At 47.0% G+C, this 25,606-nt stretch carries 27 protein-coding genes; 18 read left to right on the top strand and 9 right to left on the bottom strand.

The window, feature by feature from the left end:
* Positions 1 to 14 precede the first annotated feature (14 nt).
* Complete coding sequence (locus L3V27_RS14590) at positions 15 to 557, top strand: AAA family ATPase (protein WP_237309216.1); 543 nt, start codon at positions 15 to 17, stop codon at positions 555 to 557.
* Between the two features lie 31 nt (positions 558 to 588).
* On the opposite strand, the gene L3V27_RS14585 is transcribed toward L3V27_RS14590, so the two are convergent.
* Positions 589 to 1,230, bottom strand: a complete 642-nt coding sequence (locus L3V27_RS14585; RefSeq protein ID WP_031780441.1) for a DUF2959 domain-containing protein — start codon at positions 1,228 to 1,230, stop codon at positions 589 to 591.
* A 34-nt stretch (positions 1,231 to 1,264) separates the two neighbouring features.
* On the opposite strand from L3V27_RS14585, the gene L3V27_RS14580 reads away from it, so the two are divergent.
* The 3 genes from L3V27_RS14580 to L3V27_RS14570 all read left to right on the top strand — a co-directional run bounded on the left by L3V27_RS14580 (position 1,265) and on the right by L3V27_RS14570 (position 3,639).
* Positions 1,265 to 2,209 carry a virulence factor BrkB family protein gene (locus tag L3V27_RS14580; RefSeq protein WP_005379281.1) on the top strand — a complete coding sequence of 315 codons (945 nt, stop codon included), beginning with the start codon at positions 1,265 to 1,267 and terminating at the stop codon, positions 2,207 to 2,209.
* Entirely contained in the window at positions 2,181 to 2,615 is a 435-nt protein-coding gene (dtd, locus tag L3V27_RS14575) for a D-aminoacyl-tRNA deacylase (RefSeq protein ID WP_012841223.1), read from the top strand. Before L3V27_RS14580 ends, dtd begins: the two co-directional genes overlap by 29 nt.
* Positions 2,616 to 2,721: 106 nt before the next feature.
* Positions 2,722 to 3,639 (top strand): bifunctional GNAT family N-acetyltransferase/hotdog fold thioesterase, encoded by a 918-nt coding sequence (locus L3V27_RS14570; RefSeq protein WP_005395003.1) that lies wholly within the window; start codon positions 2,722 to 2,724, stop codon positions 3,637 to 3,639.
* Positions 3,640 to 3,652: 13 nt separating this feature from the next.
* Here L3V27_RS14570 and L3V27_RS14565 read toward each other — a convergent pair whose 3' ends face one another.
* The 4 genes from L3V27_RS14565 to hslR form a co-directional block, all read right to left on the bottom strand.
* Positions 3,653 to 5,746 carry an AsmA family protein gene (locus tag L3V27_RS14565; RefSeq protein ID WP_237312153.1) on the bottom strand — a complete coding sequence of 698 codons (2,094 nt, stop codon included), beginning with the start codon at positions 5,744 to 5,746 and terminating at the stop codon, positions 3,653 to 3,655.
* Positions 5,747 to 5,937: 191 nt separating this feature from the next.
* Complete coding sequence (gene pckA / locus L3V27_RS14560) at positions 5,938 to 7,566, bottom strand: phosphoenolpyruvate carboxykinase (ATP) (RefSeq protein WP_237312151.1); 1,629 nt, start codon at positions 7,564 to 7,566, stop codon at positions 5,938 to 5,940.
* Between the two features lie 337 nt (positions 7,567 to 7,903).
* A complete protein-coding gene (gene hslO / locus L3V27_RS14555; protein WP_046874147.1) occupies positions 7,904 to 8,779 on the bottom strand; it encodes an Hsp33 family molecular chaperone HslO in 876 nt (291 codons plus the stop codon).
* Between the two features lie 31 nt (positions 8,780 to 8,810).
* Positions 8,811 to 9,197 carry a ribosome-associated heat shock protein Hsp15 gene (gene hslR, locus L3V27_RS14550; RefSeq protein ID WP_031780440.1) on the bottom strand — a complete coding sequence of 129 codons (387 nt, stop codon included), beginning with the start codon at positions 9,195 to 9,197 and terminating at the stop codon, positions 8,811 to 8,813.
* A 253-nt stretch (positions 9,198 to 9,450) separates the two neighbouring features.
* Here hslR and gspC point away from each other — a divergent pair, with 253 nt between their 5' ends.
* Genes gspC through L3V27_RS14490 form a run of 12 tightly spaced genes read left to right on the top strand, consistent with a single transcriptional unit; the run spans position 9,451 to position 20,760 of the window.
* Positions 9,451 to 10,374, top strand: a complete 924-nt coding sequence (gspC, locus tag L3V27_RS14545) for a type II secretion system protein GspC (protein WP_048624610.1) — start codon at positions 9,451 to 9,453, stop codon at positions 10,372 to 10,374.
* A 36-nt stretch (positions 10,375 to 10,410) separates the two neighbouring features.
* Positions 10,411 to 12,429 carry a type II secretion system secretin GspD gene (gene gspD / locus L3V27_RS14540; RefSeq protein WP_005394995.1) on the top strand — a complete coding sequence of 673 codons (2,019 nt, stop codon included), beginning with the start codon at positions 10,411 to 10,413 and terminating at the stop codon, positions 12,427 to 12,429.
* Positions 12,429 to 13,931 carry a type II secretion system ATPase GspE gene (gene gspE / locus L3V27_RS14535; protein ID WP_005394994.1) on the top strand — a complete coding sequence of 501 codons (1,503 nt, stop codon included), beginning with the start codon at positions 12,429 to 12,431 and terminating at the stop codon, positions 13,929 to 13,931. The genes gspD and gspE overlap by 1 nt, the downstream gene beginning before the upstream one ends.
* Positions 13,931 to 15,148 carry a type II secretion system inner membrane protein GspF gene (gene gspF, locus L3V27_RS14530; protein ID WP_005394987.1) on the top strand — a complete coding sequence of 406 codons (1,218 nt, stop codon included), beginning with the start codon at positions 13,931 to 13,933 and terminating at the stop codon, positions 15,146 to 15,148. Before gspE ends, gspF begins: the two co-directional genes overlap by 1 nt.
* A 59-nt stretch (positions 15,149 to 15,207) precedes the next feature.
* The gene (gene gspG / locus L3V27_RS14525; protein ID WP_005394985.1) at positions 15,208 to 15,651 is read left to right on the top strand and encodes a type II secretion system major pseudopilin GspG; all 444 of its coding nucleotides are present in this window, start codon (positions 15,208 to 15,210) and stop codon (positions 15,649 to 15,651) included.
* A 30-nt stretch (positions 15,652 to 15,681) separates the two neighbouring features.
* On the top strand, positions 15,682 to 16,284 hold the full coding sequence (locus tag L3V27_RS14520; RefSeq protein ID WP_237312149.1) for a GspH/FimT family pseudopilin: 603 nt from the start codon (positions 15,682 to 15,684) through the stop codon (positions 16,282 to 16,284).
* Positions 16,271 to 16,660, top strand: a complete 390-nt coding sequence (gene gspI, locus L3V27_RS14515; protein ID WP_162860657.1) for a type II secretion system minor pseudopilin GspI — start codon at positions 16,271 to 16,273, stop codon at positions 16,658 to 16,660. The genes L3V27_RS14520 and gspI overlap by 14 nt, the downstream gene beginning before the upstream one ends.
* Positions 16,647 to 17,324: a type II secretion system minor pseudopilin GspJ gene (gspJ, locus tag L3V27_RS14510; RefSeq protein ID WP_006741790.1), complete on the top strand. Its 678-nt coding sequence runs from the start codon at positions 16,647 to 16,649 to the stop codon at positions 17,322 to 17,324. Before gspI ends, gspJ begins: the two co-directional genes overlap by 14 nt.
* The gene (gene gspK / locus L3V27_RS14505; protein ID WP_006741791.1) at positions 17,317 to 18,327 is read left to right on the top strand and encodes a type II secretion system minor pseudopilin GspK; all 1,011 of its coding nucleotides are present in this window, start codon (positions 17,317 to 17,319) and stop codon (positions 18,325 to 18,327) included. The genes gspJ and gspK overlap by 8 nt, the downstream gene beginning before the upstream one ends.
* Complete coding sequence (gene gspL / locus L3V27_RS14500; protein ID WP_005394975.1) at positions 18,296 to 19,498, top strand: type II secretion system protein GspL; 1,203 nt, start codon at positions 18,296 to 18,298, stop codon at positions 19,496 to 19,498. The genes gspK and gspL overlap by 32 nt, the downstream gene beginning before the upstream one ends.
* 7 nt (positions 19,499 to 19,505) lie before the next feature.
* Positions 19,506 to 19,997, top strand: coding sequence for a type II secretion system protein M (locus L3V27_RS14495; RefSeq protein ID WP_237312147.1), 492 nt, complete (start codon positions 19,506 to 19,508; stop codon positions 19,995 to 19,997).
* 1 nt (position 19,998) lies between these two features.
* The gene (locus L3V27_RS14490; protein ID WP_006741793.1) at positions 19,999 to 20,760 is read left to right on the top strand and encodes a type II secretion system protein N; all 762 of its coding nucleotides are present in this window, start codon (positions 19,999 to 20,001) and stop codon (positions 20,758 to 20,760) included.
* Positions 20,761 to 21,061: 301 nt separating this feature from the next.
* Here L3V27_RS14490 and cysQ read toward each other — a convergent pair whose 3' ends face one another.
* The 4 genes from cysQ to L3V27_RS14470 form a co-directional block, all read right to left on the bottom strand.
* Positions 21,062 to 21,889 (bottom strand): 3'(2'),5'-bisphosphate nucleotidase CysQ, encoded by an 828-nt coding sequence (gene cysQ, locus L3V27_RS14485; RefSeq protein WP_005394972.1) that lies wholly within the window; start codon positions 21,887 to 21,889, stop codon positions 21,062 to 21,064.
* A gap of 44 nt (positions 21,890 to 21,933) precedes the next feature.
* A complete protein-coding gene (nudE, locus tag L3V27_RS14480; protein ID WP_005394971.1) occupies positions 21,934 to 22,503 on the bottom strand; it encodes an ADP compounds hydrolase NudE in 570 nt (189 codons plus the stop codon).
* Positions 22,504 to 22,679: 176 nt separating this feature from the next.
* Positions 22,680 to 23,264, bottom strand: coding sequence for a Fe-S biogenesis protein NfuA (gene nfuA / locus L3V27_RS14475; RefSeq protein WP_005394968.1), 585 nt, complete (start codon positions 23,262 to 23,264; stop codon positions 22,680 to 22,682).
* Between the two features lie 97 nt (positions 23,265 to 23,361).
* Positions 23,362 to 24,087, bottom strand: a complete 726-nt coding sequence (locus tag L3V27_RS14470) for a phosphoribosyltransferase family protein (protein WP_237312145.1) — start codon at positions 24,085 to 24,087, stop codon at positions 23,362 to 23,364.
* Between the two features lie 84 nt (positions 24,088 to 24,171).
* Between L3V27_RS14470 and bioH the strand changes: the two genes are divergently transcribed.
* A complete protein-coding gene (gene bioH / locus L3V27_RS14465; RefSeq protein WP_237312143.1) occupies positions 24,172 to 24,939 on the top strand; it encodes a pimeloyl-ACP methyl ester esterase BioH in 768 nt (255 codons plus the stop codon).
* Positions 24,940 to 25,063: 124 nt separating this feature from the next.
* Complete coding sequence (locus tag L3V27_RS14460; RefSeq protein ID WP_005379316.1) at positions 25,064 to 25,528, top strand: hypothetical protein; 465 nt, start codon at positions 25,064 to 25,066, stop codon at positions 25,526 to 25,528.
* Positions 25,529 to 25,606: the final 78 nt, after the last annotated feature.

Genomic DNA, 25,606 nt, shown 5'->3' with positions numbered 1-25,606 from the left:
ATGAAAATATCAGCATGAAGCCAATTGTGATTACTGGTGGCCCAGGTGCGGGGAAAACCACCCTACTGAATGCATTAGAGCGGCAAGGGTATGCGACGTTTGCAGAGAGCTCTCGTACGCTGATTGAACAGCAAAACCAGTTAGACGACGGTATCTTGCCGTGGACGAACCTGCCTGAGTTTGCTCAATTGTGTCTCGACTTGATGAGCAAGCAAAAGAGTGATGCGCGTTGTCATGACATTGCGTTTGTTGATCGCGCCATCCCAGACATCATTGCTTACTTACAAGTGGGCGGTTGTAAGGTTGACCAAGCTTTCTTAACCGAAAGTGCTGGGTATCATAGTCAGGTGTTTACTTGTCGACCTGAAGCATCCATTTACGTGCAAGATGAAGTGCGTCCACACAGCTTTGAAGAAGCATTGGAGATTCATCAATCCTTAGTGGATATATATGCTGAGTTGGGTTACGAAGTGGTAGAAGTGCCATGGGGCAGTGTGCTAGAACGAGTAGGCTTTGTTCGAAGAGTCATCGGTTTAGTTGGTGAGGTCGCAGACTAAAACCTCCTCGCTAGGAGGAGGTTTGAATCATTTACTTTTGATTGAGCTTTTGCAGGAATTTATCAGACTCTGCAATCGCTTCGTTCATCTGTTTGATGGCAAACTGAATGTCTTTCTCTAAGCTAGAGAACTCACCTTGTAGAGAGCCAATTGCACTGGCGTTAAGGTTGTGTTTCAAGTACAACGTGTTGTCGCGCAGTGTATTTAGTACCGGCGTCATCTTTTTCTCTGCACGCTTCATTGCGCTAAGCATGGTTTTATACGAGGCTTTGGTTTCACGTAGCTTTTGCTCGCTTGAGCGGCGCAATTTCGCGCTCGAGTACAGCTCTAGTTCGTCTTGCCATTCATCAAACAGTGCGCCGGAAACGTCTTCAATCGCAGCAATGCGGTCACGAACGTCTTGCGCCGCTTTTTCGCTGTCTTCGTACTTGTCATTGATTTTGTTGTAGACACTTTCTAGCTCACCACCATCAAAATTAGTGATCGCAGATAAGGCTTCAAGTGCACTGGTGAATTCTTCTTGTGCATCTTGTTGAGATTCTTTGGCATCTTCAACGCGGTCGACCATAATATCTCGTTTATGGTACCCAACTTGCTCCATCGCTGAGTAATAAGCAGATTGACACCCTGTTAAAGTGAAAATTGATAGTACAATTGCTAATAAATAAGGCATTCTTATGTCCTCGACGCTAATTATGGGATGAACTATGAACCAGTTATCAGAGAGTTACAAGGCAAGATTAATCAATCTACTGCCAAGTTGCGTCGCGTTTTTTAAGTATCTTCTTAAGCGATTAACGCATGATCGCGTCAATGTGAACGCGGGCTATCTTGCCTACATTACCTTGTTATCCATTGTGCCAATGCTGACGGTATTGTTATCAATATTGTCGAAATTTCCCGTTTTTGCGAACGTCGGTGAGGTGTTGCAAGGCTACATTATTGAGAATTTTGTTCCGGCATCTGGGGAAGCTGTACATACGGCATTGCAGGAATTTGTGGCGAATACGGGCAAAATGAGCGCGGTTGGCGGTGGGTTTTTATTCATTGCTGCAGTCATGCTGATTTCGAACATTGATAAGAACTTAAACTACATTTGGCGAGTTAAAGACAAGCGCCGTTTAGTCTTTTCATTCTCTATGTATTGGATGGTACTCACGTTAGGGCCGATCATGGTCGGTGCGAGTATCGCGGCGACGTCCTACGTAACATCACTGCAAATTTTAGAGAACGAGACATTATCTGGTGCGTTCAATCTGTTTTTACGTTGGTTACCGCTGTTGTTGTCTTTTTTCGCTTTCCTTGGCTTATATATTCTGGTGCCGAATAAAAAAGTGCACCTGGCTCATGGCGCGATGGGGGCAGCAGTCGCTGCGATACTGTTCGAATTAAGTAAAAAGGGCTTTGCACTCTACATCACGCAGTTCCCATCTTATCAGCTCATTTACGGAGCGTTAGCCGCGATTCCTATCTTGTTTGTTTGGGTGTATTTATGCTGGATGATCGTGTTATTGGGTGCGGAAGTCACAGCTGCGCTTGGTGAGCGAGAGCACTGGAGTGAAGATTTAGACATGATACACTCGACCGCTGAATCTCAGTTAACAGATGAAGGAAGCGAGAGTAGTGATAGCGCTAATTCAACGAGTCAGTGAAGCTGCCGTCCGTGTGGATGGTGAAGTCGTAGGGGAAATTGATCGTGGTCTGCTGGTCTTATTAGGAGTAGAGAAAGACGACGATGAGGCCAAAGCAAAACGCTTGATGGAGCGTGTTACGACCTACCGCGTGTTCGAAGATGATGAAGGTAAGATGAACCTGAATGTCAAACAGGTAGAAGGCAAAGTGCTGGTAGTTTCTCAATTTACGTTACCTGCGGATACAAAAAAAGGCACTCGTGCTGGCTTTTCTCGCGGTGCGCATCCTGCTGATGCTGAGCGCTTGTATGATTACTTTTCTGATTTGTGTGAACAAGTTTTACCCACACAGCGTGGCCGCTTCGCTGCCGATATGAAAGTGTCCTTAGTGAATGACGGTCCGGTGACGTTTTGGTTGCAGGTCTAGTCTGGTAACACAAGCGCCATGGTCTAAGCTTTAACTCCAAGCTCATGGAATTGGCTTGGAGTGATTTTCCCGACATTTATTAGTGTTGTGCTTTCAAAGGATTGATATGTTCAAACTCATTACTCCCAAAACCGATAATCAGATAAACAAGTATTATCAGTTTCGCTGGCAACTGCTTCGTGAGCCATGGCGTATGCCAATTGGCTCTGAACGCGATGAATACGATGAAATGAGCCATCACCGTATGATTGTTGATGGCCGAGGTCGTCCTATGGCGATCGGTCGTTTATACATTACGCCGGATAATGATGGCCAAATCCGCTATATGGCGGTTAAAAATAATCGCCGCAGTAAAGGTATGGGCTCGCTGGTTTTGGTCGCGCTAGAGTCGTTAGCACGCCAAGAAGGGGCGAAGCGCTTGGTGTGTAATGCCCGTGAAGATGCCATCGCATTTTACGAGAAAAATGGCTTTGAGCGTCGCGGTGAACTGACCGACGAGCGCGGTCCTGTGCGTCACCAGCAAATGGTGAAACCATTGGATCCGATGGCGAATGTGTTGCGTCGCCCAGAATGGTGCACTGAACTTCAGCAGCGCTGGGAGCAACAGATCCCAATTAGCGACAAAATGGGGATAAAAATTAACCAGTACACGGGTTACCAGTTTGAATGCTGCGCGCAACTTAATCCAAACCTTAATCCGCATAACACCATGTTTGCGGGGTCGGCTTTTACTTTAGCTACCTTGACGGGGTGGGGTATGACGTGGCTGCTGCTTAAAGAGCGCGGTTTGCATGGTGATATTGTGTTGGCCGACAGCTCGATTCGTTATCGTCAACCAGTCGAACAAAACCCCGTGGCAAGTACTTCGTTGGATGGGATCAGTGGTGACCTAGATCGATTGGAGTCAGGGCGTAAAGCACGCATCGTCATTCACGTGGTGATTTATAGTGGCGACACGCCAGCCGTAGATTTTGTTGGTACCTATATGCTGATACCGAACTATTCGCAATTACTCAGCTGTTAATTGAGAGGGCGCCTTACTGATCTGTAGGGCGCTTATCTGTTTCGTTTTCTCGCTCTGTCGGTGGGAGGATTTGTTCCTCTGTGGTGGGATCAGTGACAGATGCTTCGTCTTCTTCGACAATTTCTTCGGAAAATTCTTCCTCTTGAATCTCCACATTGAGGTTATCAATCGCAGTTGGCAGCTCCATGGCTGATTCACTTGTTTGTGGAGTGCTTTCAACATCAGCCGGTTCTTTTGGTGCTGGTGCTTTTAAACACTCATTATGATGGATTTCGCCACTGAGTAGATCGCCCTCAACGCTCCCGCACGACTCTTTCCATTGATAAATAATGCCACTTAGCGGGTTGTTGGCCATATCAAACTCGCCCCAAACCCTACCACTCATAGCTTTCCCTGAAATGGTGACTGGTTCTATGGCGACTTCCCCTCGTTGTGCGGTTAAACGCAGCGGACTTAAGGTAATGGCTTTGAGAGAATGATTCGCTTGGGACTTTAAACGGGTATCTCGTAGGTTGGCTTCCACTTCACCCGATAAGCTGTAGGCCAACATGTTGCGATCACCTGATAACCCTTGTAGATCGAGGCTGAGATCGGAAAAACCATCAATGGCCAGTGTGTTGGGTAAATAATCGTGGAAGAGTGATAAGGGAATGCCATCGGCATTGAGGTTGAGTGCCCAAGGCTGGCTCGGAGTACTTAGGTTTATCTGTCCGATGCCTTCTACGTAGCCTTGCTCGAGTGGTGCAAAAAGGCGTGTCAGTTTCCAAAAGCCATTCTCACTTTGCATGGCAAGTGCAGCATGAGACGTGAGCACTTGGTTATAACTGGCGTTTACAACGCTAGCGTCCAGATCGCCATGCCAAAGGCCCCAACGTTGATTGACCTGTTTAAGATCAAGCTGCTGCCCTTCGATGTTTAAACCGGAGAACTGCCAATAAGGTTCGTGAGATAGCTGAATGATCTGGCTGCGCTCGATGTCGAGTCGTTGGATTGTTACATGATCTAACTTACTGATGGCTGCGTGCCACCAGTTTTGGTTATCTTCAGGTTGTATTGCCCACTTGAGGCCTTGAATGGAGGCTTCTTCGAGTTGCCATTGCGTTGGAGTGAACACCCCAGAGACCTGCACACGACCTTGCTGCCAATCTAAGCTGAGATCGTTGAGCTGGATTTTTCCAGGCTCTATAGCAGCACTTAAACGCGGCTCTATTGCGGTTTGCTGTTGGAATCGGACGCTATCCGCCTGCAATGAAACTTGAGCCGTTGTCTCCCAGAGAGATAGTGGCAGTGTGGCGTTTTCTACGGAGAGCTCTAAGTTTTGCCAGTGCCAATCGCCCCATTCAATATCGGCGTTCAGTAAGTCTAAGCTATTAATGTGATTAATCTTGAATGGTATTGCTTGCCAAGGCTTAGCAAGCAGTGATTGGAGCTGGATATGATTGAGTTGCAACTTATTGATGGTCACATTCACTAAAGACCAGCCTTGTGGATACTGCTCGCCTTGCCCTGAAATTTGACTGTTACGCCAGTTAAATGAAGTGCCATAGAGCGTACTGTCTTGCGGTTTGTAGTCCATGTCGACCAAGACCTGATTAAAGGCTTCGCCATTCCAATAGATCTGGTCGGCTGCAAGTTGAACCTCGCCATATGGTATTAACTGGCCATTCCACTGTGGTGATTGAATTTGAAGGTCAATGCCATTACCAGAAAACTGCTCGTCGGCGTAATCAATATGTTTGAGCGCGATTTGATGGAACAAAACGTTATCTAAAGGCTTGAGCTTTGGCGCGCCATACTGCAAATTAAGTCCATCAATCAATAAGCTATCAACGATCCATTTACCATCGCGATAAACATCGGGATTCATCCATAAATCGACTTGCTCGATATAAGAAGCGTCGTCTACGTTTGTGTTCACACCCTGTAAAGTTAGGTGGTAGGGAAAATCGTAACGCACGCTTTCTGCTTGAAAGGGCAAGGAAATGCTGTTTGATAGCAGACGCCAAGTTGCATCGGCGTAAGATGTTGTTAACAGCGCAATCATAGTGGCCGGAATGGCAACTAAGATAACCAGTAACAGAATTAGAACTCGACGCGCTGTTTTCATCCCTGCTAGAACCTACGTTTGCTATTAAATAAAACTAGATAGGCTTTAGCTTGTATCAATATTCTGCGGTATTCAATAAAAAGCCCCTCAAAAGAGGGGCTTGAAGCGGTTTTTTGTAACTTGGTCTACGTAAAGTGATAAGTGGCTGCCCACTTACCACTGTGGTTTACGCGACGTCGTTGTTACTCGACTTAATCAATCTGAGGGCCAGCGGCAACCAGAGATTTACCTTCCGCATTGTCCGTGTATTTATCAAAGTTATTGATAAAGCGTTCAGCCAAGTCTTTCGCTTTGCTTTCCCACTGAAGTGGATCAACGTACGTGTCACGAGGGTCTAGAATGCTTGGATCCACACCTGGTAGTGAAGTTGGTACTTCAAGGTTGAAGATAGGAATGTGCTTAGTTGGTGCATCTTCAATCGAACCATCAAGGATCGCATCAATAATTCCGCGCGTATCTTGAATCGAGATACGTTTGCCAGTGCCGTTCCAACCTGTGTTCACTAGGTAAGCCTCAGCGCCTGCTGCTTCCATACGTTTAACCAGTACTTCTGCGTATTTAGTTGGGTGAAGCGTTAGGAACGCTGCGCCAAAACATGCAGAGAAGGTTGGCGTTGGCTCAGTAATACCACGCTCTGTTCCTGCCAGTTTTGCAGTAAAGCCAGATAGGAAGTGGTACTTAGTTTGCTCAGGTGTCAATTTAGACACTGGAGGTAGCACACCAAATGCGTCCGCTGATAGGAAGATCACTTTATTCGCGTGACCGCTTTTTGATACTGGCTTAACGATGTTGTCGATATGGTAGATAGGGTAAGAAACACGAGTGTTTTCTGTTTTCGAACCATCATCAAAGTCGATAGAACCATCGCTACGTACCGTTACGTTTTCTAGCAGTGCATCACGGCGAATTGCGTTGTAGATGTCTGGCTCCGCTTCTTTCGATAGCTTGATGGTTTTCGCGTAACAACCACCTTCGAAGTTGAAGACGCCGTCATCATCCCAACCGTGCTCATCATCACCAATTAGCGCACGTTTAGGGTCAGTTGATAGTGTGGTTTTACCGGTACCAGAGAGACCAAAGAATACCGCTACGTCGCCGTCTTTGCCCATGTTAGCGCTACAGTGCATTGATGCGATGTCTTTTAATGGAAGGAAGTAGTTCATCATTGCGAACATGCCTTTCTTCATCTCACCGCCGTACCAAGTACCACCGATAAGTTGCATGCGCTCGGTTAGGTTAAATACGGTGAAGTTTTCTGAGTTCAGACCTTGCTCTTCCCATTTTGGGTTAGTGCATTTTGCGCCATTCATTACCACGAAGTCTGGTTCAAATGTTGTCAATTCTTCTTCTGTTGGACGGATAAACATGTTTTTAACGAAGTGCGCTTGCCATGCGACTTCCGTGATAACACGAATGCTCAAACGCGTATCTGGGTTTGCACCACAGTAACCGTCAACAACAAACAAGCGCTTGTTAGAAAGCTGGTTTGTGACCAGTTCTTTCAGCTCGTCCCAGACTTCTGGAGTGATTGGTTTGTTGTCATTTTTTACTTGATCAGACGTCCACCACATATGCTCTTCTGTCGTAGCGTCTTTGACGATGTATTTATCTTTTGGTGAGCGACCAGTAAAGATGCCAGTGTCAACGGCAACCGCACCTAGTTCAGTAACCACGCCACGCTCATAACCTGTTAGGTCTTCACGCGTTTCTTCCTCAAACAACATTTCGTAGCTAGGGTTGCGAATAACCTCTTTAACGTTATGCAGTCCGTGCTTGGTTAGATCAAGTGTTGCAGCCTTAGTATGTTCCATAACGGTCATAGGTGCTCCTTATAAGGATTTTTGTAGGGATTTTGTAAGAATGTTTTAATTTTAATCTGCTCACCATGCTAGCAACGGGGCGGGGAGAAAACAGGGAGATAGCTCAAAATTTATCCATGATTTCAATAAGGTTTTAGGTAACCCGTCACATATTGGTGGGAATAGTTTATCGTGCACGCAATCCTTTGCGCTAGGGCAAAATCATTATTAATTGTTTAAAATTAAGCAGTTGTTTTATTACGCTTGAAGCGAGGCATTACGAGGAGTTGATCACAAAAATGCCAGCATTAAGCTGGCATTTTGTAGGGTAAATTACGTGCTTGATAAGCTATGTAAATTAATGCAGGGTTTTCTTGTCCGCAGAAGCTTGTGCATACAGCTCGGTGACTTCCGCTTCGTCGAACGTATAGGTCGTGCCACAGTAATCACAATGTAAAGAAACGGATCCTACTTCAGCCAAAATGTCATAAATTTCAGCTTTCTCAACGGTGATGATAGCGGCACCACTACGATCACGAGAACAGCCACAATGGAATTCGACAGGTTGCGGTTCGTAAAGGCGCACTTTGTCTTGGTTATATAGGCGGTATAGTAGTTCGTTAGCTTCTAGACCAAATAGCTCTTCATCTTTTACCGTGTCAGTCAGTTGCTCTAGATGCTCGAAATCATCTGGTGAACCAGTGCCATCAGGGATTACTTGAATCAACATACCTGCTGCGTGGGCTTTACCTTCATGCTCGCCCGTGCGGATCCATAGGCGCGTTTTTAGCTGCTCTGAGTTTGCGAAGTAGCCTTCTAGTACGTCGGCTAGAGTATCACCTTCTAATCCAACAACACCTTGGTAACGCTCACCGTTTTTCGGTTCGATAGTGATAACGAGGTAACCTTTACCCATGAGATCGTGGAGGCTTGCATCATCGGCAATATCGCCTTCCCAGCGAGCCACGCCACGAACGCGTTGCTTGTGGTCACCGTTGATAACGGCAAGAGATACAGGGCCGTCGCCTTGTAGCTGAATGGTGATTGAGCCTTCGAACTTAAGAGTGGCAGTTAAAAGAGTGGTTGAAACGAGTAGCTCACCCAGCAGTTTCTCTATTGCTGCCGGATATTCCTTGCTGGAGATAACACGTTGGTACGCTTCATCCAATTGTACCAACTCGCCACGCACTGAAAGATCTTCGAATAGGTAGCGGTTTAAAACATTATTTGCCATGGAGTGCTTTCCTCGTTGGTAATTCCGGCTTTTATTGGTGTTTGAACTTAATGATGTCTCTGCGCTGCTTTTTATCTGGGCGGCGTTCTGGACTTGGGTTGTGGGCATTAAGCTTACGTTGAGTCGCGTGTTCCTCACGTTTCGCTATACTTTCATTAGTTTCGCGATACAAGGTCTGTGCGATGGGAGCGCCTCGGCGTTGATCAGAAATTTTTTCGATGATCACCGTTTTTTCTTCGTTGCCTTGACGAAGTCTTACTTCGGCGCCCACTTCAACGATTTTACTCGGTTTGCTTCGTTGGCCATTATAGTGGACTTTACCACCATCGACCATGTTACGAGCGATAGAGCGGGTTTTATAAAATCTTGCGGCCCATAGCCATTTATCTAGCCTAACGGCTTCATTTAGGGAACTCATAGAACACTACGCTATCTAATCACTGCCCGAATATGGCAATGAGTGATGGATTATTCACCTACAGATGGAGTCAAGGCGTATTTTTTTCAAGGGAGTTGGCAAAAACTGCATAAGAAAAAGGTATGAAAGACAACTTGTGATATAGTTCACTGCTCTTTGTTGAGTAATAATTTTATTGCAAATTTAGCAATTTAAAGTCGATAGCTATTGTTATAGCTTACATGACGAACGTTAGAATAAAGGAATCCATTCAGTGAAACGTTTAGAGCTAAGTGCAGGATTATCAAGCAGACCGCTACTGGCTCAGATCAAGTCCAATAATTATACAATTCAAGCCAAACTTAGCTTGTTGCTCACCTGTCTGTTTATTGCGATAACCGGATGGATACTTGGCAAAATTGTATGGTTAGCCATACCTCAATCGTCGGAAGTGCCGCAATGGCGTCCATCGACGAGCAGCGTTGTTGCGAGCAATAAAGGCGACGCGATAGATTTTAATGCCCTTCAGAATGCCAACCTATTCGGTAAATTCACTGAACAAAAGCCTGCAGTTGTAGAACAACCTGTTGTTAAAGACGCTCCTAAGACGCGCCTTAACCTTACACTGGTTGGCGCGGTTGCAAGCAGTGATGCGAATACCAGCCTTGCTGTCATTGCCAACCGTGGCAAGCAAGCAACGTATGGTTTAGGTGAAGAAATTGAAGGTACGCGTGCGACACTAAAAGCCGTATTAGTGGATCGCGTCATCATTGATAACCAAGGTCGAGACGAGACCTTAATGATGCAGGGTATAGAATATAAGAAGCTATCTGAATCGCCGCAGATAGCCAGAGCCCAATCTCAACGAGCAGAATCAACGTCTGACGTTGGAGAAAAATTAGAGCAAATCCGAGAGGAAATTGCGAAAGATCCACAAAGCGTTTTCAAATACATCACCATTTCACCCGTCAAAAGAGACGGGGGCATTGTTGGTTATCGAGTGTCACCTGGTCGTGATGCCGCGCTGTTTAATGATGTGGGTCTAGAACCTGGTGATATTGCGGTGCAACTTAACGGGATCGATTTAAGCGACCCGTCTTCTTCAGTACAACTGATGCAAGTGATGAGCGATCCGCAAGAATTAAATTTAACTGTTGAGCGCGACGGCCAACAGTACGATATCTATATCCAATTGTAAGACTTAGGCAACCGGCGTAAGTTCAGGGAGACATACGTGAAACATTGGTTCAGCAAAAGTGCTTGGCTACTAGCAGGAAGTTTACTCTGCGTCCCAGGTGCAATAGCAAACGAATTTAGTGCCAGCTTTAAAGGCACTGATATTCAAGAATTCATCAACATAGTGGGTCGTAATCTCGAAAAGACCATCATTGTTGACCCTTCAGTGCGCGGTAAAATCGATGTCCGCAGCTATGACGTGCTTAACGAAGAGCAATACTACAGCTTTTTCCTTAACGTACTCGAAGTATACGGCTACGCCGTCGTAGAAATGGACAACGGTGTACTTAAGGTTATCAAAGCGAAAGACTCAAAAACGTCAGCAATCCCTGTATTAGGTGATGGCAGCGCGCAAGGCGACAGCGTTATCACTCGAGTTGTTGCGGTGCGTAATGTGTCGGTTCGTGAGTTGTCTCCTCTACTTCGTCAACTGATTGATAATGCTGGTGCTGGTAACGTAGTTCACTACGATCCAGCGAACATCATCTTAATCACAGGTCGTGCGGCGGTCGTAAATCGCTTAGCAGAAATCATTAAGCGTGTTGACCAAGCGGGTGATAAAGAAATTGAGCTGGTGGAACTGCGCAATGCTTCTGCTGCTGAAATGGTGCGTATTGTTGAAGCACTGAATAAAAGCACCAATCAGAAGAGCACGCCTGAGTTCCTTGAGCCTAAAATTGTTGCCGATGAACGTACCAACGCGATTTTGATTTCTGGCGATCCTAAAGTACGTGCGCGTCTGAAGCGATTGATTCGTCAACTTGACGTTGAAATGGCGACCAAAGGTAACAACCGCGTGGTTTACCTGAAGAACGCGAAAGCTGAAGATTTGGTGGATGTACTAAAAGGTGTCTCCGATAACCTACAAGCTGAAAAGCAAGTCGGCCAGAAAGCGTCAGGTGCCCAGCGTGGTGAAGTGGTGATTGCTGCGCACGCAGCGACCAACGCCTTAGTATTAACGGCTCCACCAGATATCATGAATGCGCTACAAGATGTTATTGCTCAGCTTGATATTCGTCGTGCTCAAGTCTTGATTGAGGCGCTGATCGTTGAAATGTCAGAAGGTGACGGCATTAACTTAGGTGTTCAGTGGGGCTCACTGGAAACCGGTGCGGTGATTCAGTACGGTAACTCTGGTGCACCGATTGGTCAGGTGATGGTTGGTCTAGAAGAAGCAAAAGATCAAACTCGAACTGAATACTACACAAATGCGAATGGCGAACGAACGCCATATGATGTTACTGAATCTGGTGACTATTCTACTCTTGCATCGGCACTGAGCGGTGTTAACGGTGCTGCGATGAGCATCGTGATGGGGGACTGGACTGCCTTAGTCAGTGCCGTAGCGACTGACTCCAACTCAAACATTCTATCTTCTCCAAGTATCACCGTAATGGATAATGGTGAAGCATCATTTATTGTTGGTGAAGAAGTGCCTGTTATCACAGGCTCTACGGCTGGCTCAAACAACGATAATCCATTCCAAACGGTTGATCGTAAAGAAGTGGGCATCAAGCTTAAGGTTGTGCCACAAATTAACGAAGGTGACTCTGTTCAGTTAAATATCGAGCAAGAAGTGTCCAATGTATTAGGTGCAAACGGTGCGGTTGACGTTCGCTTTGCTAAGCGTCAGTTAAATACCTCAGTCATGATCCAAGATGGTCAGATGCTGGTTCTTGGTGGCTTGGTTGATGAACGTGCACTCGAAAGTGAGTCAAAAGTACCGCTACTGGGTGACATCCCAGTGCTTGGTCATTTGTTCAAATCAACCAGCACGCAAACAGAAAAGCGTAACTTGATGGTGTTCATCAAGCCGACGATTATTCGTGATGGTATGACCGCAGACGGCATTACACAGCGCAAATACAACTTTATTCGCGCAGAGCAGCTCTACAAAGCGGATCAAGGATTGAAGTTGATGGCTGACGAGAAGATCCCTGTCATGCCGGCCTTTGGCCAGGAGCGTCAGCACCCAACCGAGATCCAAGCGTTTATTGATCAAATGGAAAACAACTAATGGTTGATATGTTAGACACAGCGCCAAGTATGCGTCGTCTGCCATTCAGTTTTGCCAATCGCTTTAAACTGGTGCTAGAGACAGAGCATCCTGAGCGTCCGCCCATTCTTTACTATGTCGAGCCGCTCAACCCAGCGGCTCTGGTCGAAGTCCGTCGTGTGCTGAAGAAAAGCTTCGTACCGCAGCCTATCGATAAAGAAGCCTTTGATAAAAAGCTGACCGAAGCCTATCAGCGTGACTCGTCTGAAGCGCGTCAATTGATGGAAGACATCGGTGCCGATAGCGACGACTTTTTCTCATTGGCTGAAGAGCTGCCGCATGATGAAGACTTGCTAGAGTCAGAAGACGATGCACCAATCATTAAGTTGATCAATGCGATGTTGGGTGAAGCGATCAAAGAAGGGGCGTCGGATATTCACATCGAAACTTTCGAGAAAACCCTTTCGATTCGTTTCCGTGTCGATGGCGTATTGCGTGAAGTGCTCACTCCAAGTCGTAAGCTTGCACCACTGTTAGTGTCGCGAGTGAAGGTCATGGCGAAGCTGGATATTGCAGAAAAGCGTGTACCTCAAGATGGTCGTATCTCGCTGCGTATTGGTGGTCGTGCGGTTGATGTGCGTGTTTCTACAATGCCGTCGTCACATGGTGAGCGAGTAGTTATGCGTCTGTTGGATAAAAACGCGACGCGTCTCGATTTGCATAGCTTAGGTATGACGCCTTCCGTGCACGACAATTTCCGTCATCTTATTCAGCGTCCTCACGGTATTATCTTGGTCACCGGCCCGACGGGTTCTGGTAAGTCGACGACTTTGTACGCTGGCTTGCAAGAGATCAACAGTAACGAACGCAATATCTTAACGGTTGAAGACCCGATTGAATTTGACATTGATGGCATCGGTCAGACTCAGGTGAACCCGAAGGTCGACATGACTTTTGCGCGTGGCTTGCGTGCTATTCTGCGTCAGGACCCTGATGTGGTGATGGTCGGTGAGATCCGTGACTTAGAAACCGCACAAATTGCAGTGCAAGCGTCCTTAACGGGTCACTTAGTAATGTCGACCCTTCACACCAACACCGCTGTTGGTGCGATCACGCGTCTACGCGATATGGGCATTGAACCATTCCTTATTTCTTCATCGTTATTGGGTGTGTTAGCACAGCGCTTGGTTCGTACGCTTTGCCCGAGTTGCAAAGAACCGTATGAAGCCGATGCTGAACAGAAGAAACTGTTTGGTATGGAAGCGCATGAACCACTAGAGCTACACCGTGCTAAAGGCTGCGAAGCGTGTAACCAAAAAGGCTACCGAGGTCGAACAGGTATCCACGAGCTCATTATGGTCGATGAGCAAGTGCAAGAATTGATTCACCGAGAGTCTGGTGAGCAAGAAATTGAGAGAGCTGTTCGCGCCCATACGCCAAGTATTCGCAGTGATGGTCTAAGCAAAGTACGTCGTGGTATTACGTCACTTGAAGAAGTGATGCGAGTGACGAAGGAAACCTAATGGCGGCATTTGAGTACAAAGCGCTAGATGCAAAAGGCAAGCATAAAAAAGGCACGATAGAAGGGGACAACGCCCGACAAGTGCGCCAGCGACTCAAAGAGCAAGGGATGATCCCGATTGAAGTGGTTGAGACGAAAGCTAAATCGGCTAAGTCTTCAGGCTCAGTCAGCTTTAAGCGCGGCATCTCAACATCTGAGCTGGCACTAATCACACGTCAATTGTCCACGTTAGTCCAATCAGGTATGCCTCTGGAAGAATGTTTGCGCGCGGTCTCTGAGCAGGCTGAAAAGCCGAGAATTCGTTCTATGCTGGCTGCGGTTCGCTCGAAAGTAACCGAGGGTTATCCGCTCGCCGACAGTTTTGCTGATTACCCCCACGTGTTTGATGAGCTCTATCGCTCCATGGTTGCGGCGGGTGAAAAGTCAGGCCATCTTGATACGGTATTAGAGCGTTTGGCGGACTACGTCGAAAACCGTCAGAAGATGCGTTCCAAACTGCTTCAAGCCATGATTTACCCGGTGGTTTTAGTGGTGTTTGCGGTTGTTATTGTTTCTTTCTTATTAGCGACAGTGGTACCCAAAATCATTGAGCCAATCATTCAGATGGGACAAGAGTTACCTCAGTCAACACAGTTCTTACTGGCAGCCAGTGAGTTTGTGCAAGATTGGGGGCTTATCATCTTCGTCGTGCTGGTGGTGTTTTTCTATGGGCTCAAACTGGCGTTGCAAAAACCAGACTTTCGCTTAGCTTGGGATAGAAAAATCTTGAGTCTACCGCTATTGGGCAAAATCTCTCGAGGTTTGAATACCGCACGATTCGCACGAACACTTTCGATTTGTACTTCCAGTGCGATTCCAATTCTAGAAGGCATGCGTGTCGCGGTGGATGTTATGTCTAATCGCTATGTGAAGCAGCAAGTGTTACTTGCTGCAGATAACGTTCGAGAAGGTGCCAGCCTGCGTAAGGCGTTAGATCAAACTCGTCTGTTTCCACCAATGATGCTACACATGATCGCCAGTGGTGAGCAAAGTGGTGAATTGGAGAGCATGTTGACGCGTGCTGCCGATAACCAAGATCAAAACTTTGAATCTACAGTCAATATTGCGTTAGGCGTATTCACTCCGGCATTAATTGCCTTAATGGCTGGATTAGTGTTGTTTATTGTGATGGCGACCTTGATGCCAATGCTAGAAATGAATAACTTGATGAGCGGATAAATTCGAATTAAGACGTGTCTACTTACGGCATGGCTTGAATCTAACTTTCGGAGAAAAAAATGAAATTTAAGCGTAGTAAACAACACGGTTTCACACTTTTAGAAGTGATGGTTGTTGTCGTTATCCTTGGTATTTTGGCAAGTTTCGTTGTTCCAAACCTATTGGGTAACAAAGAGAAGGCTGACCAACAAAAAGCGATTACGGACATCGTAGCGCTGGAAAATGCCCTAGATATGTACAAGTTGGATAACAGCGTTTACCCAACGACAGACCAAGGCCTGGAAGCATTAGTTAGCAAGCCTTCTAACCCAGAGCCTCGTAACTACCGTGATGGCGGTTACATCAAACGTCTTCCTAATGACCCTTGGGGTAACCAGTACCAGTACCTAAGCCCTGGCGATAACGGTACGATTGACATCTTCACTCTAGGCGCAGATGGCCAAGAGGGTGGAGAAGGTCCAGCTGCAGATATTGGCAACTGGAACATGCAAGATTTCCAATAAATAGAGCCTAAGCCAGCACTAATGAAGCAAATGCGAAAACACAACGGTTTTACATTGATAGAAATTCTATTGGTGCTGGTTTTGCTATCCCTCACGGCAGTGGCCGTGATCACGACATTACCGATCAGCCAAAAAGATCTTTCCAAACAGTATGCTCAAAGCTTTTTTCAGCGTTTACAGCTGCTTAACGAAGAAGCCGTACTAAGCGGTAAAGACTTTGGCGTTCGTGTGGATGACGCTAAATCAACGTACGCTCTACTGAGTTTGACCGCGGAAGGTTGGCAGCCTCTGGAGTTAAAGCAGATTCCGAGCAAAACCAAGTTGGAAGATGACATTACGCTACTGCTCGAGCTAGGTGGCGGTGCTTGGGATAATGATGATCGCCTATTCAAACCGGGCTCTCTTTTTGATGAAGACATGTTTGCTGAAGAAGACGACGACGAAAAGAAAGTTAAGCCACCGCAAGTGTTTATCTTCTCCAGTGCAGAAGTTACGCCATTTACTCTGTCTTTTTTTCCGCAAAATGGTGACGCCTTTAATGACGGGTGGCGAGTCATCGGCAAAGAAAGTGGACAAATCTTGTTACTAGCGCCGGGCGAAGAAGTGAAAGAGGATGAGAATGCGCAATTCTAAGCAAGCTCGCCCACATTGGAGTCATCGCCGGACGAGAGGCATGACACTACTGGAAGTATTGGTCGCACTGGCTATTTTCGCCACCGCTGCCATCAGCGTCATTCGCTCGGTGAGCCAGCATATTAATACGATCAGTTATTTAGAAGAAAAAATGTTTGCAGCCATGGTTGTGGATAATCAGATGGCCAACGTGATGTTGAGTACCAGTGAACTTAAAGTAAAGAACGGCACAGAAGAGCTGGCTGGGCGCACTTGGTACTGGAAAATCACGCCTGTTGCCACCACGCAGCCATTGCTGAAAGCATTTGATGTGAGTGTCGCGCTCGAGAAAAACGCGAGCCCAGTCGTGACGGTACGAAGTTATGTGGCGCAATAAGAATCCACGTGCAAGTAAGCGCCAACTGGCAAAAGGTTTTACACTTATTGAAGTGTTGGTCTCGATTGCCATCTTTGCCAGTTTAAGTGTCGCCGCGTATCAAGTGGTATCGCAAGTGCAGCGCAGCAATGCGCTATCACAAGAGCGAACTCAGCGCTTAAATGAAATTCAGCGCGCCATGGTGATGATGGATAATGACTTTCGTCAAATGGCGATGCGCCAAACGCGGACAAATGGTGAAGAGCCCGCGAGCCAACTGATTTTTTGGTCAGATTACTTGCTCGACTCCGACACTAAAGGGCTAATGTTTGCTCGCTTAGGATGGCACAACCCTCAACAGCAGTTTCCCCGAGGGGAGGTCACTAAGGTTGGCTATCGTTTAAAAGAAGAAACATTACAACGAGTATGGTGGCGCTACCCTGACACGCCAGTGGGTCAACAAGGCATCGTTACCCCATTGCTGACGCAGGTCGAATCGTTTGATATGCGTTTTTACGATGGTAAACAATGGAAAAAAGAGTGGGATGATGAAAAATCGCTACCGAAAGCGGTTTCTGTGATCCTTACTCTCAAAGATTATGGAGAGATTGCCCGCACCTATCTGACTCCTGATGGCACATTGAGTCAGAAAGAAGGAAGTTCAGGAGGCAGCAATAATGGTTAATCGTCAGCGCGGTGTCGCTTTGATTATTGTGCTGATGTTACTGGCGATTATGGCGACAGTTGCCGCCAGTATGTCGGAGCGTTTGTTTTTGCAGTTTCAGCGGGGCGCCAATCAAGTTAACTACCAGCAAGCGTATTGGTATAGCCTTGGGGTAGAGGCGTTGGCAAAAGTCGGTATCGAGCAAAGCTACAAAGACACCGATACGATCAATATGAGTCAGCCGTGGGCAATAAAAGAACAAGTCTATCCGCTAGATTATGGTCAAGCGGCGGGACGAATTAGAGACAAACAAGCGTGCTTTAACCTCAATGTATTGAGCCGTGTGCAACCGACAGGACAGCAAATCGCAAGACCGTATTTAGTCAACGTGCTACAGCGTTTATTGGAAGAATCGGATGTTGAATCGTATCAGGCAGAAATCATTGCAGACTCTACCTGGGAATACATTGATGCTGATGACACCGTTCGCTCCACAACCGGGGTCGAAGACAGCACATATGAAGCGATGAAACCCGCGTATTTAGCGTCAAATGGCTGGATGGCAGATGCCACCGAGTTACGAGCGGTTTATCAGGTGAGTGGTGAGATTTTCCAAAAATTGGAACCGCTAATCTGCGCATTGCCTAGTGATGATTGGCGTTTAAACGTAAATACGATTGAAGTCGAGCAAGCTCCGATTTTGGTGGCAATGTTCTCACCAAACTTAAGCAGTAGTGATGCGATTCAGCTAATTGAAAAACGCCCATTTGATGGGTGGGATAGCATTGATGAATTTTTAGCAGAGTCAGAAATGGCTGGCTTGAGCGAAGATGTAAAGAAAAACGCCAAAGGCTATTTGGGTGTGGATAGCGCCTTTTTTGAATTGGATGCACAAGTGTTGGTGGATGAATCACGTGTACGTATCCGAAGCCTTTTGCAAAGTACAAATAGAGAGACGGTGACCGTAGTTCGCCGTCGTTTTGGAGGGATCAGTGAGCGAGTTTCTGACCGTTCGGCTGAGTAGCGAACAACAAAGTACCATTCCTTGGGTGGTGTGGTCGACAGATCAACAGGAAGTGATTGCCAGCGGTGAAATCGCCGGATGGGAACACTTAGATGAGTTGATCTCTTATGCAGGTCAGCGCCAAGTTGTGGCGCTATTGGCGAGTAATGATGTGGTCTTGACGCAAGTGGATATACCGCCAGGCGCAACACGTCAGTTCGACGCGATGTTACCGTACCTCGTGGAAGATGAAGTCGCGCAGGACGTTGATGGCCTTCACTTTACCGTGTTAGGTAAACAAGCGGATAAAGCGCAAGTGTGCGCTGTTGAACGCGCTTGGATTCAGACCGTATTGCAGCGTTTTTCAAGCCAAGGCATCACCATCAAACGCATCTTGCCAGATGTGCTTGCGTTACCTGTTCAGGGAGAGCATAGCAGTGCCGCGATGCTTGGTGATCAATGGTTGATTCGTCACTCAGCGACAGAGGGTGCGGTTGTCGACGCTTCTTGGTTAGACCTTTACCTCTCTTCTTATCTACAAAATCATGAAGGTTGGAAGCTCGATTGCTATAGCTCAGTCCCTGAATCTGCGTTACCTGAAGTATGGGAGCCGCAGCCAGAAGAAATGACCATGGGGTTACTGGCGAAGGGGGTGACAGAAAGCAAAGTCAATTTGCTGACCGGGATCTTCAAGCCTAAATCTTCTTGGGGTAAATACTGGAAGCTCTGGCAAAAAGCCACCATTGCTGCGGGCGTGCTTATCGTTGTTATGGTTGCGCAGCAGTTGCTCGTCGTCCACAAGTACGAAGCACAAGCACAAGCGTATCGTGAGGAGAGTGAGCGTATTTTCCGCCAGGTGTTCCCGAATAAACGACGAATTCCTACCGTTAGTTATCTCAAACGACAAATGGATGATGAAGAGCGCCGCTTATCTGGTGGTGGCGGTCAGCAGGCGATGTTGTCTTGGTTGGCGGCACTGCCCGCGACACTTGGTCAGGTCAGCGATTTGGAAATCACCAGCTTTAAATATGATGGTCAACGTGGCGAAGTGCGAATTCAAGCTCGCAGTTCAGACTTCCAACCTTTTGAGCAGGCTCGTGTGAAATTGGCAGAGAAGTTTAATGTTGAGCAAGGACAGCTGAACCGTAGCGATAACGTTGTGGTTGGCAGCTTTGTTTTGAAGCGTTTGTGAGGTGATGATGAAAAACTTAATTTCTCAAGCTCAGGTTTGGTGGAGCAGCATCTCTCAGCGTGAGCAGCGTTTGGTCATGGGATGTGGCGCTATTGCCGTTATCGGCATTGTTTATTGGGGATTGCTACAGCCAATGAGCCAACGTGCGGAGCTAGCTCAATCACGCATTCAAAGTGAAAAACAGTTGCTGGCTTGGGTACAAGATAAAGCGGATGGCATTACTGCACTGCGCAAAAGCAGCGGTGTGAGCTACTCTAGCCAACCGTTGAATCAACTGGTTTCTTCTTCAGCCCGTCGTTATAAAGTTGAGTTGATTCGAGTACAACCTCGCAATGAGAGTGTTCAGGTGTGGATCAAACCACTCGCGTTTAATCAGCTGGTGGATTGGTTACGTTACTTGAAAGAGCAACAGGGTATTGAAGTCGAATTTTTAGATATCGACCGAACGGATCAAGCGGGCATGATTGATGTGAACCGCCTTCAGTTTAAGCGAGGTTAAGGTGAAGCGAGCAGTACTTTACGTTGTTATCTTTATCGTCTTTTTTTCAGTCAGTCTTTTAATGGGATTACCCGTTTCTTGGGTGTTACAGCAAGCACCAACCGTGAGAGGACTAGACATTCAGGGTGCCAATGGCTCTGTATGGCAAGGTCAAGCTTCTAGTGTTCGTTGGCAGCGCCAGAACCTTGGAGAAGTTAATTGGGATTTCCAATGGTCGAGTTTACTAACTGGTAAAGCTGAGTTTGCCGTACGCTTTGGTCGTGGTAGTGAAATGGACGTTCGTGGTCGCGGTTTTGTTGGCTATAGCTTGAGTGATGGCCCTTATGCCAAAAACTTAGTTGCCTCGATCCCGGCAGTAAAAGTTGTGGAGCAAGCACGTCTCCCTGTGCCCGTCGGCGTTGATGGGCAACTTGAGTTAAATATTCGTCATGCGACTTATGCCGCGCCTTGGTGTAAGAATGGTGAAGGCACTTTGGTATGGAATGCCAGTGGTATTCAAAGCCCTGTTGGTAGCCTTGAACTCGGTCCTGTGATTGCCGATCTAAACTGTCAGGACAGTGTGTTGACAGCGACTGGTGAGCAAAGCAGTAAACAAGTCTCAGCGGCGTTCTCGGCAGAGCTGATGCCTAATCAGCGATACTCAACCAAAGCCTGGTTTAAGCCAGGAGCTGAGTTCCCATCCAGCATGAGTGAGCAATTGAAATGGTTGGGCAAGCCGAACCCTCAAGGTCAATACGAGTTTAATTACCAAGGTCGCTTCTAACCTATCGTGACAAAAAACAAAATTCTAAAAGAGCTGCGATTGTGCAGCTCTTTTTGCTTTTGGATCATAGTAGGCGAAACCCTCTATTCGCTGTACAAAGATCGTGGTGATAATAGAATGCAATTCTAAGATTCTGATTTTTAAGGGATCTGTTTTCTTGTGTTCAGCACTTTAAGCGATTGGAACATAGTAGGCCAAATGCTCCTAACGCTGTACAAACAGGTCAAAAAGAAAGGCCACGAACATATTCGTGGCCTTTCAATTGCTAGCATTTAGGCGCTAAAATTTACGGATAGAGCGCTTAATCTTTGCGTTGTAAAATCTCATTCCAAGGTAAATCCGCGTCACCAAGCACAATAAAGTTTGGGTTTTCTAGCGTTTCACGCTCGTTATATGACAGCGGCTCCAATTGCGTGCTGAGAATGCGTCCGCCCGCTTCTTCAACAATGCACTGTGTTGCGGCGGTGTCCCACTCACCTGTTGGGCCTAGTCTGAGATAGCAATCCACAGCGCCTTCTGCAACAAGACACGCTTTTAATGCCGCAGAGCCGAGCGGAATTAAATCGTAATTCCAAGCACTGCTCATGCGGCTAGTGATGCGATTGATATCTTGACGGCGGCTAATGGCAATCGCGATGCTTTGCCCTGGCTGCTCGTGTTTGTGCGTATGGATTTTTACGCTGTCCGACATATCGGGAATTTTCCAAGCACCTTTGCCACTATAAGCGTAATAAGTCACGCCAGAGACAGGGCCATAAACGACCCCCATGGTTGGTTTGTTGTTGTCGACCAGTGCAATAATAGTCGCAAAGTCGCCGCTGCGAGCGATGAATTCTTGAGTACCATCGAGAGGGTCGACTAACCAATACCGTTCCCACTGAGCTCGTTGCTCGAGGCTGATGTCTGCGTCTTCTTCTGACAATACGGGAATGTCGGGTGTGAGTTCACTCAAGCGTTCTGTGATGAGCTTGTGAGCCGCGATATCTGCGCTCGTTACCGGAGTCTCGTCACTTTTTGTGTAGGCCTCGTACTGTTTTTTTTCATATATTTCGAGGATCATTTGCCCGGCACTACGGGCAATTTCGATGACTTGAGGAAGCAGGTGAGATAGATCTTTTGTCATTGGCATAAGTGATAGTCCTTACTCACAGTATTATTCGGTTCTCATGACCGTTATTGGTTATGTTTGTGAGTGGTGTTTGGTAAGTGTTTCAGTGCCAACATTAGCGCGGTGATGCTTCGTGCTTCACAGAAATCCATGTGAGTTAATAACTCTTCGGCTTGCGCAAGTGGCCAACGCACAATTTCCAGTGGCTCAGGCTCATCGCCTTCTTGCTTCTCTGGATAAAGCGCCTGTCCTAAAAATAGAGTCATTTTGCTCGAAAAGTAAGACGGCGCGAGGATAACTTGTTTCAACGGAGTCAGCTGATTGCAGCCAAAGCCGATTTCTTCTTTTAACTCTCGATCCGCAGCTTGGTGTGGGGTTTCACCTGGGTCAATCAACCCCTTCGGGAAGCCCAACTCGTAGCGTTCAGTCCCAGCGGCGTATTCACGTACCAGTAATAAATCGCCTTGCTCAGTCACAGGAACCACCATCACCGCATCGCGCCCACTTGGCTTCATGCGTTCATAAGTACGGTGTTCACCATTGGAAAAACGAAGGTCGAGCGCTTCCACGGCAAACAGTTTGGATTTTGCGACCGTTTGGCATGAGAGTATCTCTGGTGGGGTCCGTTTCGACATGGCGCTGGCTCCTTGGTGTCGTTGGCGTTTACGAGATGCGTAAGATTCTTAATATATGAGAACTCCGCCTGAGTTTCTAGCGGATTTTACGGGCAGAACTAAGCATCTCAAGGTTACCTCAGTATCGATACAAAAATGGGAGACCGAAGCCTCCCATTTTCTGACCGTATTTACTCTTAGTAGTAAGAGTGATCACCACGGTCATGTTCTGTTGCATCACGAACAGCGGTGAGTTCACCAACGAATTGGTTTAGCAGTTCTTTCTCGATGCCTTCTTTTAGTGTTACGTCAACCATAGAACAGCCATTACAGCCGCCACCAAATGCAACAATAGCAATGCCGTCTTCAGTGATCTCAACCAAGTTTACGTGACCACCGTGGCCAGCAAGCTGTGGGTTGACTTGAGTTTGGATAACGTATTCAACGCGCTCAACCAGTGGCGCGTCGTCCGCAACTTTACGCATTTTAGCGTTCGGAGCTTTTAGCGTTAGCTGAGAGCCCATTTTATCGGTAACAAAATCGATTTCAGCGTCTTCAAGGAATGGCAGGCTTAGCTCATCCACGTAAGCTGAAAAACCGCTGTAAGGGATTTCAGTGTCGGTCGCTTCTACTGCTTCTGGTGGGCAGTAAGACACGCCACACTCAGCGTTTTGTGTACCTGGGTTCACAACGAAAATACGAATGTTAGTCCCTTCAGGCTGTTGACCTAAAAGGTTAGCGAAATGCGTTTGCGCAGTTTCTGTAATAGTAATATTTGACACGACGAATACCCGAGTAAATTTGTAGGTTACTGCTGCTATTCTACTCTTGTTGACGTATGGGTCTAGTCTTTTTGATGCTAAGGCATGGCGAAGCGATCTAGAGAGAACGAGGAGCAGGTGTTCTGCAGATGCAGTAAATATCGATGCTTTCTACGCCAACTTCAAGTAGTAAATGACATAATTGTCGGACGGTACTGCCTGTGGTGACCACATCATCGACGATGGCAACGTGGGAAGATGGCGGTCGCTTATTGAGAACAAACGCGCCTTTTAGGTTTTGTTCACGGCTCGCTTTAGTATTGCCGCGCTGTGATTGGGCGAGTCTGACCCGGCGAAAGACCTTCGCGTCGAAATTGGTTTGCAATTGCTGGGCGAGGTGTCGGGCTAAAACATCACTTTGATTAAAACCCCGGCGCAGGTAGCGCTGCCAGTGCAATGGTACACTGGTAATGATTGGAGCTGGTGTTTTAATGTGCTGCGCCAGTTGCTGGGTTAGTGCTTTTACATGCCAAGACTCTCCGTGATCTTTAAAGCGTTGTACTTCCCGTGAAAGGGGAAAGTCGTAATCGCCTAACGTATATAGCCTTTGCCATGGCGGTGGTTCTGAAAGGCATTCACCACAAATACTATCCGTACTCATTTCTTCTTTCTGTAACGTTAAACCGCAACGTTGGCATCGCTTGATTGGAGTTAGGTGTTGTAAACAGTGCTCACACCAACGCAGAGCATGCGTGTGGTTTGGTGTTTGAATCGGGAACCGACACAGACCGCATTGACTGCTCAACACGCGATGCATGATGTTTTGCCAGTGATGAGATAACATAGCGCTTATTCATGGTGATATTTTACTCAGCCTAACGCTTGGCTGATGGCGTAGGGAATAAAATAAGTGGGAGAGATTGAGAGCATGAGCACGAAATTACATTGGCAGTCGTTTGGTGAAGGACCTGATCTGGTGTTGTTACATGGTTGGGGTATGAATGGCGCGGTTTGGCAGCAAACCGTCGAATCACTTCAAACCGATTTCCGTGTTCATGTTGTTGACCTTCCGGGCTATGGACACAGTGCCGAGCATCATGGTGAAGATTTAGACCATATTGCTAACTTGGTGGTGCAAAGTGCGCCAAAGAAAGCGATTTGGCTTGGTTGGTCCCTCGGAGGTTTAGTGGCGACGCATGTGGCATTAAACATGCCCGAGCGTGTAACTAAGTTGATCACCGTCGCCAGTTCACCAAAATTTGCCGCAGAAAAACCGTGGCGCGGCATTCAACCGAATGTACTGAGCGCATTCACCTCTCAGTTGTTAGAAGATTTTTCACTGACCATTGAGCGCTTTATGGCGTTACAAGCGATGGGCAGTCCATCTGCACGCAAAGATGTGAAACAACTCAAGCAAGCGGTACTGTCGCGCCCTCAGCCAAACCCTGAGTCGCTGTTGGTTGGGCTAAACATCCTTGCTGATGTGGATCTGCGCGATGCATTGACGTCTCTTTCTGTACCAATGCTGCGTCTTTATGGTCGTTTGGATGGATTGGTGCCGATTAAAGTGGCGAATGATTTAAGTGAACAGTTACCTCATACTCAGCAGTTTGTTTTCAATCAGTCCTCTCATGCGCCCTTTATGACCGAACATGACGAGTTCTGTGCCCAGATTCGAGAGTTTGCTCACGATTAATCAAATACGAGCGGAAAAAGCTCAAGCTGTTTAAAAAGTGGTCGATATAAAGGTTGGTGAGGTTTTATTAGCCAATAAAGCTAAGCCATATTGACGAGTTGGGCGACTCTGAGGAGGGTTCGCAATGATTGTGTCACCGACCAACGTAAGTGTGCCACTGATCGCCCCATCCGTGAATGTGCAGACGGAACAAGCAGCTCGCGACAATAAAGTCCGAGAGCCTGTGACGCCAACGGTCGCATTGGCCAAAACCAATGCAGAGCGAAAAGTAAAAGGTGATGACAAGCGCCGACGTCAGTCTTCTTGGGATCCTTCAGAGCATCCTGATTATGACATGGAAACAGAAGTCGACACACGTTATCAAGAAGAGCCGGAAGATACACTAGAACGGCTTTTTAGTTTGCTTGCGCTCAAGTCGTACAGTGAAGACCAAGGTAAGGGCTACGCAATTCGTTTTCGCTTACCAAAGCGCATTTTGGATGCTGCGATCAATGAAGGATTAATGGAAAAGCGCAGGAAGGTGATCAAGTTTCATTATGGTCATGCAGTCGCTCCCCATACCCCGTCAGAAGTGATAGCAGTATTATGACGACTCAATATCCTACTCAAACAAAAACGCTCCAAGCAGATTGACTGATTGGAGCGTTTTCTTTTTAGCTATGAAAGC

The organism is Vibrio sp. J2-3(2022) (assembly GCF_021725735.1).
GTDB lineage: Bacteria > Pseudomonadota > Gammaproteobacteria > Enterobacterales > Vibrionaceae > Vibrio > Vibrio diabolicus.
Note: the sequence above shows the minus strand (reverse complement) of the source record. Positions and strands in the feature narration are given on the sequence as shown.

Coding starts and splice junctions, on each gene's coding strand:
- gspG (WP_005394985.1), top strand. CDS start 15,208: ATGAAATTTAAGCGTAGTAAACAACACGGTTTCACACTTTTAGAAGTG.
- gspJ (WP_006741790.1), top strand. CDS start 16,647: ATGTGGCGCAATAAGAATCCACGTGCAAGTAAGCGCCAACTGGCAAAA.
- nudE (WP_005394971.1), bottom strand. CDS start 22,503: ATGTCGAAACGGACCCCACCAGAGATACTCTCATGCCAAACGGTCGCA.
- L3V27_RS14495 (WP_237312147.1), top strand. CDS start 19,506: ATGAAAAACTTAATTTCTCAAGCTCAGGTTTGGTGGAGCAGCATCTCT.
- L3V27_RS14520 (WP_237312149.1), top strand. CDS start 15,682: ATGCGAAAACACAACGGTTTTACATTGATAGAAATTCTATTGGTGCTG.
- gspF (WP_005394987.1), top strand. CDS start 13,931: ATGGCGGCATTTGAGTACAAAGCGCTAGATGCAAAAGGCAAGCATAAA.
- L3V27_RS14585 (WP_031780441.1), bottom strand. CDS start 1,230: ATGCCTTATTTATTAGCAATTGTACTATCAATTTTCACTTTAACAGGG.
- L3V27_RS14570 (WP_005395003.1), top strand. CDS start 2,722: ATGTTCAAACTCATTACTCCCAAAACCGATAATCAGATAAACAAGTAT.
- pckA (WP_237312151.1), bottom strand. CDS start 7,566: ATGACCGTTATGGAACATACTAAGGCTGCAACACTTGATCTAACCAAG.
- hslO (WP_046874147.1), bottom strand. CDS start 8,779: ATGGCAAATAATGTTTTAAACCGCTACCTATTCGAAGATCTTTCAGTG.
- gspK (WP_006741791.1), top strand. CDS start 17,317: ATGGTTAATCGTCAGCGCGGTGTCGCTTTGATTATTGTGCTGATGTTA.
- L3V27_RS14460 (WP_005379316.1), top strand. CDS start 25,064: ATGATTGTGTCACCGACCAACGTAAGTGTGCCACTGATCGCCCCATCC.
- L3V27_RS14470 (WP_237312145.1), bottom strand. CDS start 24,087: ATGTTATCTCATCACTGGCAAAACATCATGCATCGCGTGTTGAGCAGT.
- L3V27_RS14580 (WP_005379281.1), top strand. CDS start 1,265: ATGAACCAGTTATCAGAGAGTTACAAGGCAAGATTAATCAATCTACTG.
- L3V27_RS14590 (WP_237309216.1), top strand. CDS start 15: ATGAAGCCAATTGTGATTACTGGTGGCCCAGGTGCGGGGAAAACCACC.
- gspE (WP_005394994.1), top strand. CDS start 12,429: ATGGTTGATATGTTAGACACAGCGCCAAGTATGCGTCGTCTGCCATTC.
- hslR (WP_031780440.1), bottom strand. CDS start 9,197: ATGAGTTCCCTAAATGAAGCCGTTAGGCTAGATAAATGGCTATGGGCC.
- bioH (WP_237312143.1), top strand. CDS start 24,172: ATGAGCACGAAATTACATTGGCAGTCGTTTGGTGAAGGACCTGATCTG.
- L3V27_RS14565 (WP_237312153.1), bottom strand. CDS start 5,746: ATGAAAACAGCGCGTCGAGTTCTAATTCTGTTACTGGTTATCTTAGTT.
- cysQ (WP_005394972.1), bottom strand. CDS start 21,889: ATGCCAATGACAAAAGATCTATCTCACCTGCTTCCTCAAGTCATCGAA.
- gspI (WP_162860657.1), top strand. CDS start 16,271: ATGCGCAATTCTAAGCAAGCTCGCCCACATTGGAGTCATCGCCGGACG.